The sequence below is a fragment of the Methanosarcina sp. KYL-1 genome (assembly GCF_024372725.1).
Taxonomy (GTDB): Archaea; Halobacteriota; Methanosarcinia; order Methanosarcinales; family Methanosarcinaceae; genus Methanosarcina.
The window spans coordinates 14,743-29,785 of sequence record NZ_VOUA01000003.1 but is presented as its reverse complement, the minus strand read 5'-3'; the positions used below and the strand labels follow the sequence as shown (position 1 = coordinate 29,785).

Below are 15,043 nucleotides of genomic sequence, written 5' to 3'. Positions count from 1 at the left end.
TACAAAAGATTTGTACATTTGTTGCAAATTACTTTTTAGTTGCTTTATTTACTTTTTTCAGTTTCCAGAATCATTTTTTCAAAAATTCTCCCCCCCAATTGAACCGTTTTTCCCCTTTTTTCAGTCAATCTAAGACCCTTATCTGTACCATTTCTCGGTTTTCATAACACTCTGTGTTTTATTTGCATCTGAGAAGGTTTTCTGCTTTCGTCACTCATTATCACTCAGAGACAGTAAGCGAAATATACGAGTAACCCCTAGAATTCTAGGGGGAGTTTTGTGGTACGAAGGCGGAAAATCAAATCCTTAAAAAAAACTGTGAAGAGCTGGCAGTTTCTTGTTTTTGCTTTTGTGTCGGTTGTTCCTCATCTATTTTATACGGCAGGGGCGGACTTTGCAGGCATGTATACCGTGTATCCCTGTTTTCCTGCGGGGATGGGTTTTCTTGCGTTTGCACAGCTTTACCTCATTTTTTCATTCTTCGGGTGGACTTCTCCTTTTATGTACGTGTCCGCGGTGCTGTTTGCCCTGCTCTGGACGCGCATTTTGCAATGGGTGGAGAGCATTGACAGGTTTGCGGTTGTAATATTCTATATCCTGGTCTTTTTTTCGGTTTGCTGGGGCATCCTGACGAAGGTCATGCCCCCTGAATGACGGGAGAAAACACGAGAAACCGGATCATAGGGTCCGGAAGATTCAGGTGTTTCAAAAGATTCAGATGTTTCAAAAGGCTAAGGGGGTCCGCAAGGACACGGAAGACACGGGGGACACATGGCAGAACTGAGTGAAAAGCAGGCAAAAGCCGTAGTAAAATTGATGGGAATTGACCCGGGCTGTAAAATATTCTGGGATAAGCGGATGAAACTTCCTAAATTTATCAAAGGAAGGCTATCAGGCCCCTCATCCGAAAGCCCGGATAAAATCGCGAAAAATTTTCTTGAAGAGAGCCGGGACCTCCTGGAAATGCAGGAGGGACTTGCCGAAAGGCTTGAAGTGTCCGTTTCCGAGACTGACTTCAGCGGGTTTCATCACGGCATTTATCTCCAGTTTTTGTACGGGATTCCTGTTTTTGAAGGCTCCGTCCAGGTCCACATAAACCCTGCAGGGGAGGTGATAGCGTACAAGGACTTCCGGATAACAGAGCTTGCCGTTTCCCATGAGCCCGGACTTCGGAGGGAAGATGCTATTGATATCGTCACAAATGATATTGGCCCCGGCCATGCTGTGACGTTTCCTGCATCCAGGCTGATGTTTTTCAGGGACAGGGAGGAACGGGTCCGCCTGGTCTGGCAGGTTGAATCCATCTTTGCCGTGGGGTTTGCAGGAAAGTTCCATTTCATTGATGCCCATACCGGGGAGATTCTTTACAAATTTTCCCAGATAAGGGGTGCACTCTGTAGAAAGACATACAGCGCACACAACGAGGAAAACCTGCCCGGGGAACTGCTGCTTGAAAATGACCAGACGGTCCCGGACGAGGTTGCCAGGGCAGCCCATGAGAACATGGCTGCAGTGTACAGGTATTACAAAGACAATTTCGGGAGGGACAGCTACGACAACCGGGGAGCCCCTCTGGTCTCCACAGTCCATTTCATGCGGGATTACAACAACTCTTTCTGGAGCGACTTCCACAAACAGCTCGTTTTCGGGGACGGGGACGGGTACCGTTGGAGCCCTCTCGCTTTTGCCCTTGATATTGTGGCCCATGAGCTGACCCATGCCATTGCTGCCCATACTGCAAAATTTGTATACAGTGAGGAAGCCGGAGCCCTGGACGAGTCCTTTGCAGACGTTTTTGCAGTCCTGATCTCAAACAGGGAGGAAATAACGAACTGGCAAATCGGAGAAGGAGTCTACACCCCCCACCATGCGGGAGACGCCCTCAGGGCCCTTTCCGACCCCCCGAAATACGGGCAGCCTGACCACATGGACAATTTCATGCGCCTTGCCGCCGGGGAAATCCCGGACATCCAAAAAAATGAAAGCGGATATATCCACCACAACAGCGGAATCCCGAACAAGGCTGCCTACCTGACCATTGCAGGAGGGGTGCACTACGGGATAGAGGTCGAGGGGATCTATAGGAAAAAAGCAGAAAAGATTTACTACCTCGCCCTGACCGCTTACCTCTGCAGTGCGACCCTGAGCAGGTGGACCTTTAAAGAAGCCCGCTACGCCCTCCTGAACGCCTGCAGGCAGCTGTACGGGGAAGAAGGACCCGAATACGCTGCAATCAAGAACGCCTGGGCTGCTGTCGGGCTCGGACAGCCCACCGGAGACCTGCTTATAGTTAAAGAAGAAGTTTCCCCAAAAATCCCCATTCCCGACCTCTACCCTGCAGGGGTCCGGAGTTCGATTAAGGTTTCGGAAGACGGGCTGGTAAAGGACATCAGGGTGAGTGTCAATATCGAGCATCCCTATATACGGGACCTCAGGGTCGCTCTTTTAACACCCACGGGGGAAAGCGTCATCCTCCATGACCGGAAAAAGGGCCCGGGCAAAAATATTTCCAGGACATACAACCTGGGTTCGGTCCCGAAACTCAGGGCCTCCATAGGCGAGAGGGTCCATGGGGAATGGAGCCTCGTGGTTGCGGACCATGCAAAAGAACACACAGGATCCCTGCTCAGCTGGGGGCTCAAGTTCCTGGTACAGAAGGCTGAAAAGAAGGTTCTCAAACGGGAAATATTCCCCTTCGTCCAAATCCCGGACAATGACCCAAAAGGCATCGAAAGCCACATAGAAATCGAACTGCCGGGTAAAATCGTAAACCTGGACATCTCCCTTGAAATCACCCACCCCTGGATAGGAGACCTGCGAGTGCTCCTGGTAATGCCGTCCGGGGAGAAACTGGCCCTGCACAGCAGGACAGGTTACAGCAGAAAGGAAATTAAGAAGGTGTGCAGCACAAAATTCGAAGAGGAACTCCAGCTGGCTGTGAGCAAAGAGATGAAAGGGATCTGGACCCTGAAAGTCATGGACCTGGCAAAGAGGGATGTTGGAACCCTGGACAGCTGGGGGCTGTGTATCATTTACGAATAACAGACCATTTACCAACAACAGATCATTTACCAACAACAGATCATTTACCAACAACAGATCATTTACCAACAACAGATTTTACCAACAACAGATCATTTACCAACAACAGATCATTTACCAACAACAGATCATTTACAAATGATGGATCGTTGACGAATGAAAGATCATTTCCGTTCGACGGTTATATGCGAGCTGTCCAGAATATCGATGCTTGATGCGGTCCCCACCATTATGTCTTCTTCCTGTTCAAAAGCCTGCAGCAGGTTAGAGATAAGGAGGTGGCTGACTGCCCTCCTTTTCCTGGGCTCGACCACGTACCTGAGCCGCATTTCGATCCAGTTCTCTTCTATTTTCGTGTAGAGTTTCGTCTGCACATCGTATGTGGTGATGAAATATTTCTCCCCCATGCGCTGGAGTTCCTTTCTTGCCAGGGCTTCGAATTCCCCGATAACGGGCCCTGAGATTTTGAGGGCTATTTCTTCGGCTTTTTTCCAGTTGCTGCCGTAGATCAGCATGATCTTGATTTCGTCCCAGATAAAGGAAAAATCCCTGGTATAATTTTTTATATTTTCACTCAAAACAAAGCTGTTCGGGAGCTGGATGATCCTTCCCGTGTACTGGTCCGCGTCCACCCATTCCCTGATTTCCATGAGTTTGGTGCTGAAGTTCCCAATGTCAAGCACGTCTCCGATGCAGTCCCCCACCTGGATCCTGTCCCCTGCCTTAAAAGGCCTGGACACGAAAATGATGATCCCTCCGGCCACACTTTTAAGCAGGTCCTGAAGCGCTATTGCAACACCTGCACTTAAAATCCCGTAGGCGATAACCAGGGTAGCCGTCTCCTCAAACCAGATAGCAAAGAGGGCGGCAAAAGCAAAGAGGCTCAGGAGGGTGGATACGGTTTTTCTGAAGGTGTAGCGGTCTTTGGTATCCGAGACTTTCCTCCGGATGAAGTCCCCGGCAAGGCTGTTTGCCGTATACGCCAGCAGGATCACGATGAGAGAGTTCAAAAGAGCATCAAGCAGCACCTGGCTTTCAATAAAAAAATCGGTGAAATACCGGGCATATGCGACCAGGAAAATCAAGATTAGAAAAATAAGAGTATTAAGCCCCCGAATTACCCCCATAAATAATAATAAGCCCTTTCCGTATTAAACCACTATTATAGGGTTTTCTATCATAGGGTTTTCTATCATAGGGTTTTCTATCATAGGGTTTTCTATCATAGGGTTTTCTATCATAGGGTTTTCTATCATAGGGTTTTATTTCCTTATTCAAGCCGGAGACTTTTAGAGAGCCAGGACAAAAGCGAGCCTGGCATCTTTATTATCTTTTTTAGAAATCTTTGAGGTTTCAGTCAAAGACCTCTGTGTTTTTCTCTGACCATGCCGGCTGGTTTATAGCCAGGAACTCAAGGGTCGTGTTTCCTGTGTTGTATGTGGCCTGGACCGCACCTGCGGGGATGTACACGAGCTGGTCGGGGCGCAGTTCGACAGGGATGTCGTCAATGTAGAGCAAACCTTCCCCTTCGAGGACATAGTGGACCTCCGGGTTTTTCATCAAATGGGGCTCGATATGTTCTCCCGGTTCTATAATGGAATGGGCAACACTGTAGTCAATGCCAAGGTCCCGGTTGAAGTTTTTAGGGTGTAAGAGTTCGGTAACGTGGATATTTCCGGGGTCGTCAAGGTACTCGCATTCGTCAAGGTTCCTTGAGATTATGTAGTCGTCCGCGTAAAAACTTGTTCCTACAAGGTAGGACCGCCCTTCCACTGAAGCTCTTTTGACAAAGGTGTACTTGCGGGAAAGCTCGGAGCTCTTAGTTTTCTTCCAGCTGTAATCTATCCAGCCCTCGCCTTCTTTGCTCAGGGCTGTTTCTATGAAGAGTTCTCCGATGGGCTTGCCCCCGGCATCCATGAGCCCTTTCATATCCTTGCCTTCACTGGCGCTGTCCGGGGGGTAGACTACCTGAGTCCCGCTGGTATTCCACACAAAAATGTAGAAGTCATCGTGGAACCAGGCAGAGTCTTCCTCCCTTAAATCCGGAAATAACTCCTCTCCCTGGCTTTCAAGCAGCCTGGCCGTAGCCTTTACCTTGTTTTCGATGTCCTGCTGTTTAGTTGCCAGCTCACTTTCCCCCTCAATGTAAGGGGGTTCGGGCAGGCCGGGCTCCTGTACAGCACTAGCCTGCACAGCATTATCTTCTGCTACAGGCATTTCTTCGACGGATTCAGCTGCAGCCAGAGCTGTTCCCACCCCTTCCGGAGCAGCTTTCCCAGCTTCAATTGCAGGTTCTTCCGAACCGGATGTCGGATCGTCCAGACTTTCGGGACCCGGACTCCCACTGGTAAGAATTCCCAGGACAAGGGCGACTGCGAGCATCCCACACATTATTTTTATTAAGTTCATGTAATTTCCCTGTTTTGTCAACTTAACTTTTTGTGCACTCTAAAATACTCTGAGATAAAATTTAGAGTTAAGATAGCTATCAAGCACTATAAATGTTTAAACTCTTTCTGCTTAACTTATTAAAATAATGTCCCCCTTATCTATTAAATTTTATGCAAGTGCTCCCTGAATATTTTCCCTTGAGTTGTTAACTGAAAAATTCCCATGAAAATGTTTACGGAAACTTTTTCAGTAAATTTTTTCCAAATTTTTCTTTCCTGAGAATAACACCTTCTGAATAACCCTAAATATTTCTTTAACCAACATAACATAAAAAACCCAGAAAGAGGTAGAAAAATGCCAGGCCACTACAACATCATCTCCTGGAACGTAAACGGGCTTCGGGCCTCCATGAAAAAAGGCTTCCTGGAGCTCCTGCTGGATCAGAAATTCGACATTATCTGCATCCAGGAAACAAAAGCCTCCCCTGACAAGCTCCCACGGGAAGTCAAGAACATACCCGGCTACCACAATTACTTCGTCTCCGCCGAGCGGAAGGGTTACAGTGGGGTCGGCCTCTTTTCCAAAGAAAAGCCCCTGAATATCGAGACCGGTATGGGGATCGAGGACTTTGATAGTGAAGGCCGCTTTATCAGGGTTGACTACGAGGACTTTACCCTCATGAACATCTACTTCCCGAACGGCAAAGCCTCCCGGGAACGCCTGGACTACAAGATGGCCTTTTACGAAGCCTTCCTGGACTACGCAAACGCCCTGAAAGCCGAAGGCAAAAAACTCGTCATCTGCGGAGACGTAAACACCGCCCACAAAGAAATCGATCTGGCAAGGCCAAAAGAAAACGAAACCACCTCGGGCTTCCTCCCCGAAGAGCGGGCCTGGATGGACAAGTTCCTGGCCGCCGGCTACCTTGATACTTTCCGCATGTTTAACCAGAATGGCGAAAACTATTCCTGGTGGTCCGTGCGGACCCGGGCGAGGGAAAGAAATGTGGGATGGCGGCTTGATTACTTTTTCGTGAGCGAAAATCTGAAAGAGAATGTTAAATCCGCATCGATACTTTCTGAGGTAATGGGGTCAGATCACTGCCCGGTTGGGCTGGAACTTGAGTTTCCTGCTTGACTTAAGGGAACGATAAGTGGATTCAAGTTTCATAGCTTGCTCCCTGCCAGGATGCGAATATGTGAATTATTGTGGCAAAGCAGGCTGAAGCTGCATGGCCAGGTCGTTCGCCCAGGCACGGATCGCCGTCCAATCTCGGATGTCGCTTGCTGGCATCTTGCGTAAAGGGCTTGCCGGCAGAATGGCAATTAAGTTGTCAGGGAAGCGTAGCTTTGCAGGGTCGAACTTGCCGCCAAATATTTCAATAGCGATGGGCGTAAGCCACGGGAACTTCGCAAGCTCTTCATCGAGCTGTTCGCGCGCTTCCTTCCAATCCTCTTCCTCATCATGAAACGGGCCGAGAGCAAAAATAGCCACTGGCCGATCCCTGAGGGCTTCACGGTGCCGAGACAGAAAACCGCGCGCGTCCTTGTGCCAGTGAAGCATGTAGAGTGGAGCACCCATCACGACCGCGGTGTATCCTTCAAGGACCTTTACTTCTCGCATGGGCTCAAGATCTACCACAAGGCCATTTTCACGCAAAGTTATCGCGATTGCTTCAGCCACTTCCTGCGTTGAACCATACCTGGAAGCATAAGCCACAAGAACTTTGATTTGCATCCGGATCAATCCCCCAATTAAATGTTATCTTCAACCTATTACTTGTCAGCTTCGGAAACAGTTCTAAGCCGGAGGTGTTGTCCTGCCTGTAACCTCTCCACGTCAGATGTCTTGTGCTTCCATTCCGATCATCTGCACTCCTCATGCCCCTCAAAGGTAGAAAAATAAGCCTGTTCGGAGCATTAGCCAGCCTCTGCTCCAGCATGTCCATATCCTCAAGCTCCAGAGTTGCCGATAGAAATTATATTTATCCACTAAAACCACTAATTGAAGTGATAAGTTTAAAGTCCAGAAATCACATGGTCTGGTAAAAATGCACAAAACCTTCAGAGAATTTAACGGCAAAACCTACATGCTCGATGAGCTGAGCTATTTCGGGCTTAATAAATCCGATGCCGAGAAAAGAAAAGTCATGATAAAAAAGAGCTGGCTCGGGGCCAGATGCATAAAAAAGGCAAACGGCAAATACGTAGTATACCGCGAATATCCCGGCAACATAAATGAAGAAGATGGCTCTTCGCTGTTTCATGTTGGGTGAAAATACTTGCCTGGTTATAAAATAATGAAGTGGGGCCTGGGATCAGCTGTTTAACTACCCCGCGCTCACACCGGTCGCAGAGGCGACCGATTTTTCCAAAAAACCCTGAGAAAGCACTTAAGCCCGAATGAAGAGTTTTTAAACTTTTTAAGACAAGTTTCTGAGCCTTTTAAGCTTATTTAGTAGCTGCTTTGTGATTAGCTGCTCTCTAGCTCCTTCTCTTCTTCTTTTTTGTCTTTTTGAAAAAGACCGCTCTCCTTCGTCGAGCGTGACAAAAATGGTTTCGTATGCCTAATATGGTTGTACGGGTCAGAATTCAGGATTTCAGATTTCAAACCAGTTTTTTTCTCTTTTTACTCAGAGACATCAACCAGGTAACAGTAGACAACCTAAAAATACAACCTGATTAAATAATCAAAAAATATAAAAGAACAGACTAACTATTAATGAAAGTTAAAAGAGGTTTTTTCACCAAATGCAGGTGAAATTTAACCGTCCTTGAATCAGGAGTCCTGAAGCTTCCTCCTGATATGCCGGATTTTTAAGTAAGGGGTATCTTGCTGAATGGGACGAAATCAGAGCTTTGGAAGATCAGAGGGTTGGAACATGGATAAAACCTTAAAAATTTTACTATATATACTGCTGATCCCTGTGGGTTTGATTATACTTTTTTACGGGGGTTTTGCTGCAATATTAATCCTTTCTGACCAGGCTTCTTATGACGGAAATGAGCTTTACATCGGCTCGATTGATTTTGACTCGGTGCTTGCAAAAGCAGAGGCCTCAGGATATGATACAGACGGCTGGATCAGGCTCAATGAGACAAACCTAATCGAACCCGGGAATGTTGAAGCCCTTGAGGAAAGGTTTCAGAACGGTTACAGGGTGCACAGAGTTGAGCTTTACTACAATGAAAATACTTACCTTGAGTTTTGCAAATATGACGGTCCAGAAACGATTGTCACACTCTTTAATTACAGTCATTCAGATATTTCTACGCCGCTGGAGCCTTCCGAGTTTCCAGATGACTCATGGATGCTTGATATGTTAGAGCTGAGTTTAGGGTTGAACGAAACTGGCTCCCAGGAGTTCCTTGAAAGGCTAAAGCTTGAGGGAGCGGCGCAGCAGTGGCATGCAAACCTCGCGACAAACGGAAGTGTAGATTTTCCGGCAATCTATGCCTACCTGAATCAGAGCAGTACGAAAAATATTATCAACTCCGGAATGTGGAACGATGAAGAATTCTACAGAGATGGAGAGAAGATAGGGTATATAGCTTACATTGTCCCCGAGATTTCCGTCAGCAGTAGCCATAACTTCAACAGATATACTCTTCATGTGAGCAGTTCCGGATTTGTACGTGCAGACATTCTAATGCACAGAGCCAGCGCCGGAAAAAAGATCCCTGAAGAGGAATACAGGGCAGTGTTTAGGGAGATGTTTGAAAAGCTGGGCCTCCCCGTAGAAAAGGTTGATGAGCTCGAGTTTGAGTATAGCCCAAGCGTGTGGTGAAACCTTTATTCTCTCTTCTTTCCTTTTCCTTTCCCTGTTCCCTGTTCCCTTTTTCCTTTCTTCTTTCCCTTTCTCCGTTCCCCTTTCTTCTTTCCCTTTCCCCTTTCCCCTTTCTTCTTTCCCTTTCCCCGTTCCCCTTTCTCTGTTCTCCTTTCTCCGTTCCCCTTTCTCCGTTCCCCATTCTCTGTTCTCCTTTCATAGCTTAAATTGGAAACGTGAACGGTGACCACTTCAAATTACATTCAATGAATTAAGGCCCACTTTAATAAAAGTCAGTCCGAATACAATCTGTGCAATTCCCAGAGTGCGGATAATGGAAAAATAATATTTACTGTTAATGAAAGATTTTGACCTTTCTACAATTAACGCAACAATTACCTTTGACCCTACAAGAAAGATATAGAACCCGGCTACGAATAAGATTGTAGCCCAGACATGCGTGTTTAAACTTTTAAAAATGATTGGCCCGCCTATGGAGAGCCAGAATATATACGGGTGTGGGTTCCCGAAATTGACAATAACTCCTTTTTTAAGGGCATCTTTCTTTTCTAAATTTAATTCCACACTGTCCTTTTTGATTTTCAGCGATTCAATTCCTGAATATATAAGGTATGATGCCCCGAAAAACGCAATAATTCCGATAGTAGAATTATAACCTGTCAAATGGGAGAGAACAAACAGTACGGATAAAATTATTGGCAAGTCTGTAATCAAAGGGGATATTGCAACCTTTATCCCTTCCCATTTGCCGTGCTGCAGAGTTTCAGAGATAGTTATCGCTAATAGTGGACCTGGAGACATTCCTGCAGCTAGGCCCAGAAACGATCCTAAGAATAAAAACTCAATAATATCTGCCATGCCCACGTATTATACCTCAAATTGCACATATATACACTAACGACGTGAATAGGGCAATATTGGTATTTAATTTACGCTATTTACTCCGATCAAGCTCTCATTCTCAAAAGAGAAGAAGGTTGCTTACGCTTCGATCTTCGAAAATAGCAATGTCCCGATCGTGCAGATGAGGGCAGACAGCACAACGATTACTGCCAGGTCGTTATAGATCCCGAACATGTTCATCCCTGTCAGGACTCCCCGGAGGCCGTCCACCCCGTAGGTGAGGGGGTCGATCCTGCTGATGAAGTAGATTGCCGGGGGCAGGTTTTCGAGGGGGAAGAGGGCTCCGGAGAGGAAGAAGATGGGCATGATCAGGAAGTTCATGATCAGTTGAAAGCCGTGCATGTCGTCCATCTTCGAGGCGATGGTAAGGCCCAGGCCCGTGAAGAAGAGGGCTATCAGGAACATGAAAACGAGCCCGAGCGCCAGGCTCCCTAAGCCCGGGACCCGGAACCCCAGCACATAGGTCAGGCTGAGCACGATCAGGCCCTGGATCATGGCAATGGTTGCGCCTCCAAGGGTTTTTCCGATCATGATTTCAGTCCTGGAGATAGGGGCTACGAAGGTCTCTTTCAGGAAACCGAACTGCCGGTCCCAGATGACTTCAAGCCCGGAAAAGACGGCTGTAAAGAGGATCGACATGGAGACTATCCCGGGGGCCAGGTAGTCCATGTAATTTGCCCCGCCGCTGGCTCTGGTGTACATGGGCCCGAACCCGAAGCCGAAGGCGACCATAAAAAGGAGGGGCTGCCCGAGAGAGCCTATCAGCCGGGCTTTTGAGCGCCAGTAGTGCTTGAGCTGCCGCAGCCACAGGATGTAGATTACTTCGATCAATGCCCGTGCCTCCTGCCCATGCTCTTCATAAATCGCATTTTACTTCCTCCATTTCCGTTTTCGTCCCGGATGTCCCTCCCGGTAAGTTTCAGGAAGGACTCTTCTAAGGATTCGGTTTCCGTCCTTTCCATGATCTCTTCCAGGGTCCCGGACTCGATTATTTTACCGTGGTCGATGATTGCTATTTTGTCTGCCATCGCTTCGGCTTCGTCCATGTAGTGCGTGGTCAGGAAAATCGTCATGCCCCTTTCTTCATTCAAAGTCATTATGTGGTTCCAGATGGACTTCCTTGTCTGGGGGTCTAAGCCAACCGTGGGCTCGTCCAGGAAAAGGACCTTCGGGTAGTGGACAAGCGCCCGGGCAATTTCAAGCCTGCGCTTCATCCCGCCGGAGTACTTTTTCACGAAATCGTCCCGCCGGTCCCAGAGCCCGACAATCTGCAGGGCATTTTTGATCCTCTCGTCCCTTTCTGCTTTTGGGACTTTGTAGACCACGGAATGGTATACCATGTTTTCGTAAGCGGTAAGCTCGCTATCCAGGCTGTAGTCCTGAAAGACTATGCCAAAAGAGGAGCGGGCTTTGTCCTGCTCTTTAAGGACATTGAAGCCGTTTATCCGGATTTCCCCGCTTGTGGGCTTGAGGACGGTCGTGAGCATCTTGATGGTCGTGGACTTGCCTGCGCCGTTCGGGCCGAGGAAAGCAAAGATAGAACCGGCTTCGACATCGAAGCTGATGCCGTCCACGGCGGTTAAGTCGTCGAACTTCTTTGTAAGGGACTGGACTGAGAGGATGTTTTGCATTGCTTGGACCTGAAATCTATTTTTTAGTATCAGAAAAACAAAGGTATAATGAATTTTTTGCCTGAATCTGTTGAATCCCTTCCTGATAAAAAAGATATCGGTGTTTTTAATGGATTGAAGGTGGATTTCACAGAATGACCGGGTTCTGGTAATTGCAATTACAGCTTATTTATATACACGCTGATATTGCAATAACAGTTTATTTATATACACGCTGATATTGCGGTTACAGCTTGTTCATCAGGCGGCTGAGAAAGTGTTCTCAGTTTCTGCAATACTCGTAAACGGTTATGTGAAGCTGGAATATGAATTAAAGCTAACGTACATCTCATGTATAATACATCTCATGTATAATACATCTCATGTATAATACATCTCATGTGTGATATTTTCGTGTTTACTCCTGCGCCGATAAAAATCAAATCTGTATTTTTTCTATGGTGCTTCGCTAAGTCATCCGAAGTTTCTTTTTGCAATCAAAATACATTTTATACAGTTATTTGGATATACTTTTTGGTCATTTAACTATACTTTGTCAGTCATCCGAATGAACTATTTAGACATCAAAATATACTTTCCTTTGTCAGTCATCTGAATGAACTTTTTAGGCATCAAAATATACTTTCTGGAAAAGACCGGCTGCTTCGGCAGCCGGTGAGAGCGCCGGCACCTGAAAAATAAATCAAAAAAGGTTTCAATGGATAACTGAATGAGTGAATTACAGCGGTTTTGCACGGATCAAACCCGTTTACTTGTCAGGGGAGCTCACCCGGAGGAAGCAGCGGAAATGATGGGAACCAGGGTAAATGATAAGAAGCAGCGGAAATGAAAGAAGAAATAGGATGAAGGACAAAGAAGTATAACAAATTGGCAGGCATAAACTAACAGGCATAAACTAACAGGCACAAGATCAGAAATGCATAATAAATAATTGGGGGCAGTAATCCATGAAGCGAAAATGGGAACAGGACTGGGGACTTCAGGGCAGGATGCTATTTACGATGTTTCTTCTGGCAGCAGTTTACCTCTTTTTCCTTGCGTTTCTTTCGTACAGCGGGACTCCTCCGGTTTTCATGCTGTTTTTTGTGGGCTTTTTCATGGCAGTCCAGTACTTTTACTCGGACAAAATGGTGCTCTGGACTACCGGAGCCCATATCGTTTCCGAAAGCGAGGCCCCTAAGCTGCATGAGATGATCGCCCGGCTCTGCGCAATAGCCGACATTCCGATACCCAGGGTCGCCATTGTCCAGACCCAGGTCCCGAATGCCTTTGCCACGGGCAGGAGCCCGAATAACGCCGTGGTTGCTGTTACAACGGGGATTATGGACAAACTCAACCCGGCCGAACTGGAAGCCGTGCTTGCCCATGAGCTGAGCCACATAAAGAACCGGGACGTCATGGTCATGACCATTGCCAGTTTCCTCTCAACCGTAGCCTTCTACGTTGTCCGCTACAGCCTCTACTTCGGGGACATGGGAGGGGGGAGAAGAAGGGACGGAGGGGGCATTTTGCTGGTCTGGCTCGTCTCCCTGGGGGTCTGGCTCATAAGTTTCCTGCTTATCCGCGCCCTCTCCCGCTACAGGGAATTTTCCGCAGACAGGGGCTCGGCAGTCATTACAGGGCAGCCCTCAAACCTTGCGTCCGCCCTCATGAAGATAAGCGGGCTCATGCAGAAGGTGCCCACCGAAGACCTCAGGAAAGTCGAGGGGATGAACGCCTTTTTCATAATCCCTGCAATCTCAGGCTCTTCCATCATGGACCTCTTTTCAACCCACCCGTCTGTGGAAAAAAGGATAGCAGAACTTGAAAAGATTCAGAAAGAGCTGGCCTGAAAAAGGAATGGAAATAGCAGACACCGGACAGAAGAGTTTTCAAAGAAGAGTTTTCACAGGAGATAAATAATGGGTTTTCGGGATTTTGTGGACACGGTCCTCGGGAGAAGCAGGCTGCCAGAGGCAAAGTCTGAGAAGCTTTTTGCAATCTCAACAGCAGCCATTACCCTGGAAAGCAACCTGGACCTGAAACCTTCAGGGTCAGCGGGAATCTGCTTCAAGCCCATAGAAGCTTCCGCCTACGCTGATGCCAGAAAAGAGATCGAAGAGCTCCTGGAGTACAGTGCAAAGGAGACCGAGACCGAATTCAGGCTCGAAAAAGACGAATACAACTTCCTCTGGGCCATTTTCAAGGACCCCGACTTCGAAGACCTGGTCGCAAACATCCACCTGGTCAGCCAGACCCTTGAAGACCAAGGCTTCGGCCAGCAGATCCTCTGCGCCATTTACCGCTTTGACAGCGAACCCGAGCCCGGGCTTTCCGGAAGCGGAGGCAGGACTTCAGGCAAAAGAGCGGTCTACTGGATCTACAATTTCAAGCAGGGGACCTATTACCCCTTCATCCCGCTTTCGGGCAGGCAGAGGGACAGCTCCTTCGAATTCAGGCTCAGGACCGGGATGGAGCGGGAGATGCCAATCGAAAAAAATGTGGAGAAATGGTACCCTCTGTGGGGGATTCCTTTTTAAAAGTCCTTGCAGTAACCTCTTTTCATTAAAACTCCACTTTTTCCCCGTCAATTAACAGATTTCTAATTACTGCATTTCCAAACCTGTCAATAACAACTGCCACATCGACCTTTTTTCCTTCCCACCGCTCACTTTCTATTTCAAGTCCCCTGCCTTCCGGCACAAAATAGCTTTCAATGCCGTACTCAACAATGAGTTTATCAACGGTTATTTCCTCTCCTGATATTTCGATTTCTTCCGGTAAGCGTTCTTCGACTACAGTTTCTTCTATAACCGGTTCTTCAGGCATAGCTTCCGATGGCGCAATTTCTGCTGTTTCGGTTTCTGGCTGTACAGCTTCGATAGGTTCAACTTCTTCCGGAATGATTTCTCTTTCGGGCAGTGGTATTTCTTCGTACAATATACCCGTTACTTTGCCTTTGATGTAGAGCTCATCCTCGGGTGGGTTTTTGTATATTTTTTTGGGCACTCCGTAGCCGTCTTTAATTTCCAGGGCCAGGTATATCCGGTCATTGTACCAAAATTGGGTATCTTCAGCCGGGATTTCACTGAGGTCCAGGGTACTGATCTCATAATTAAGGACAACGTAGTCTCCCCGGAAGAGGTCCCTCGGGTCTACGGGCACGGTTTTCAGCACAACTTCCGTGCCGGTCCTCAGGGTGTATTCCTTATAAACTATAATACCTGAAAAGATCAGGAGCCAGAAGACCACGGTGAGGTAAAAGATTTTCTTTGGGCTCATAAGATTCCTCCTGCTCCTGATAGTACCG

The 15,043-nt window shown here is 47.4% G+C and carries 15 protein-coding genes; 7 read left to right on the top strand and 8 right to left on the bottom strand.

Annotation, left to right across the window (positions count from 1 at the left end; translation table 11 throughout):
- Window positions 1–318: 318 nt before the first annotated feature.
- Together FTO70_RS03690 and FTO70_RS03685 are read left to right on the top strand one after the other, a co-directional pair.
- Entirely contained in the window at window positions 319–654 is a 336-nt protein-coding gene (locus FTO70_RS03690) for a hypothetical protein (RefSeq protein ID WP_255334357.1), read from the top strand.
- Window positions 655–771: 117 nt separating this feature from the next.
- Window positions 772–3,042 (top strand): M4 family metallopeptidase, encoded by a 2,271-nt coding sequence (locus tag FTO70_RS03685; RefSeq protein ID WP_255334356.1) that lies wholly within the window; start codon window positions 772–774, stop codon window positions 3,040–3,042.
- Window positions 3,043–3,206: 164 nt separating this feature from the next.
- Here FTO70_RS03685 and FTO70_RS03680 read toward each other — a convergent pair whose 3' ends face one another.
- From FTO70_RS03680 to FTO70_RS03670, 3 genes are all read right to left on the bottom strand, one after another.
- Entirely contained in the window at window positions 3,207–4,169 is a 963-nt protein-coding gene (locus FTO70_RS03680; protein WP_255334355.1) for a mechanosensitive ion channel family protein, read from the bottom strand.
- A complete protein-coding gene (locus FTO70_RS03675) occupies window positions 4,147–4,320 on the bottom strand; it encodes a hypothetical protein (protein WP_255334354.1) in 174 nt (57 codons plus the stop codon). The genes FTO70_RS03680 and FTO70_RS03675 overlap by 23 nt, the downstream gene beginning before the upstream one ends.
- Before the next feature lie 75 nt (window positions 4,321–4,395).
- A complete protein-coding gene (locus tag FTO70_RS03670) occupies window positions 4,396–5,451 on the bottom strand; it encodes a cupin domain-containing protein (protein WP_255334353.1) in 1,056 nt (351 codons plus the stop codon).
- Window positions 5,452–5,787: 336 nt separating this feature from the next.
- Here FTO70_RS03670 and FTO70_RS03665 point away from each other — a divergent pair, with 336 nt between their 5' ends.
- A complete protein-coding gene (locus FTO70_RS03665; RefSeq protein WP_255334352.1) occupies window positions 5,788–6,570 on the top strand; it encodes an exodeoxyribonuclease III in 783 nt (260 codons plus the stop codon).
- Between the two features lie 66 nt (window positions 6,571–6,636).
- Here the strand turns inward: FTO70_RS03665 and FTO70_RS03660 are convergent, their stop codons facing one another.
- Window positions 6,637–7,170 (bottom strand): flavodoxin domain-containing protein, encoded by a 534-nt coding sequence (locus tag FTO70_RS03660; RefSeq protein ID WP_255334351.1) that lies wholly within the window; start codon window positions 7,168–7,170, stop codon window positions 6,637–6,639.
- 313 nt (window positions 7,171–7,483) lie between these two features.
- Here FTO70_RS03660 and FTO70_RS03655 point away from each other — a divergent pair, with 313 nt between their 5' ends.
- Window positions 7,484–7,708: a hypothetical protein gene (locus FTO70_RS03655; protein ID WP_255334350.1), complete on the top strand. Its 225-nt coding sequence runs from the start codon at window positions 7,484–7,486 to the stop codon at window positions 7,706–7,708.
- A 564-nt stretch (window positions 7,709–8,272) separates the two neighbouring features.
- Complete coding sequence (locus FTO70_RS03650) at window positions 8,273–9,220, top strand: hypothetical protein (protein ID WP_255334349.1); 948 nt, start codon at window positions 8,273–8,275, stop codon at window positions 9,218–9,220.
- 231 nt (window positions 9,221–9,451) lie between these two features.
- Here the strand turns inward: FTO70_RS03650 and FTO70_RS03645 are convergent, their stop codons facing one another.
- The 3 genes from FTO70_RS03645 to FTO70_RS03635 form a co-directional block, all read right to left on the bottom strand.
- Window positions 9,452–10,078: a LysE family translocator gene (locus FTO70_RS03645; protein WP_255334564.1), complete on the bottom strand. Its 627-nt coding sequence runs from the start codon at window positions 10,076–10,078 to the stop codon at window positions 9,452–9,454.
- A 123-nt stretch (window positions 10,079–10,201) separates the two neighbouring features.
- Window positions 10,202–10,954 carry an ABC transporter permease gene (locus tag FTO70_RS03640; protein WP_255334348.1) on the bottom strand — a complete coding sequence of 251 codons (753 nt, stop codon included), beginning with the start codon at window positions 10,952–10,954 and terminating at the stop codon, window positions 10,202–10,204.
- A complete protein-coding gene (locus tag FTO70_RS03635; protein WP_255334347.1) occupies window positions 10,951–11,754 on the bottom strand; it encodes an ABC transporter ATP-binding protein in 804 nt (267 codons plus the stop codon). The genes FTO70_RS03640 and FTO70_RS03635 overlap by 4 nt, the downstream gene beginning before the upstream one ends.
- Before the next feature lie 947 nt (window positions 11,755–12,701).
- Between FTO70_RS03635 and htpX the strand changes: the two genes are divergently transcribed.
- Window positions 12,702–13,586 carry a zinc metalloprotease HtpX gene (gene htpX, locus FTO70_RS03630; protein WP_255334346.1) on the top strand — a complete coding sequence of 295 codons (885 nt, stop codon included), beginning with the start codon at window positions 12,702–12,704 and terminating at the stop codon, window positions 13,584–13,586.
- 69 nt (window positions 13,587–13,655) lie between these two features.
- The gene (locus FTO70_RS03625; RefSeq protein ID WP_255334345.1) at window positions 13,656–14,273 is read left to right on the top strand and encodes a hypothetical protein; all 618 of its coding nucleotides are present in this window, start codon (window positions 13,656–13,658) and stop codon (window positions 14,271–14,273) included.
- A gap of 25 nt (window positions 14,274–14,298) precedes the next feature.
- Here FTO70_RS03625 and FTO70_RS03620 read toward each other — a convergent pair whose 3' ends face one another.
- Window positions 14,299–15,015: a GDYXXLXY domain-containing protein gene (locus FTO70_RS03620; protein ID WP_255334344.1), complete on the bottom strand. Its 717-nt coding sequence runs from the start codon at window positions 15,013–15,015 to the stop codon at window positions 14,299–14,301.
- Between the last annotated feature and the right edge of the window lie 28 nt (window positions 15,016–15,043).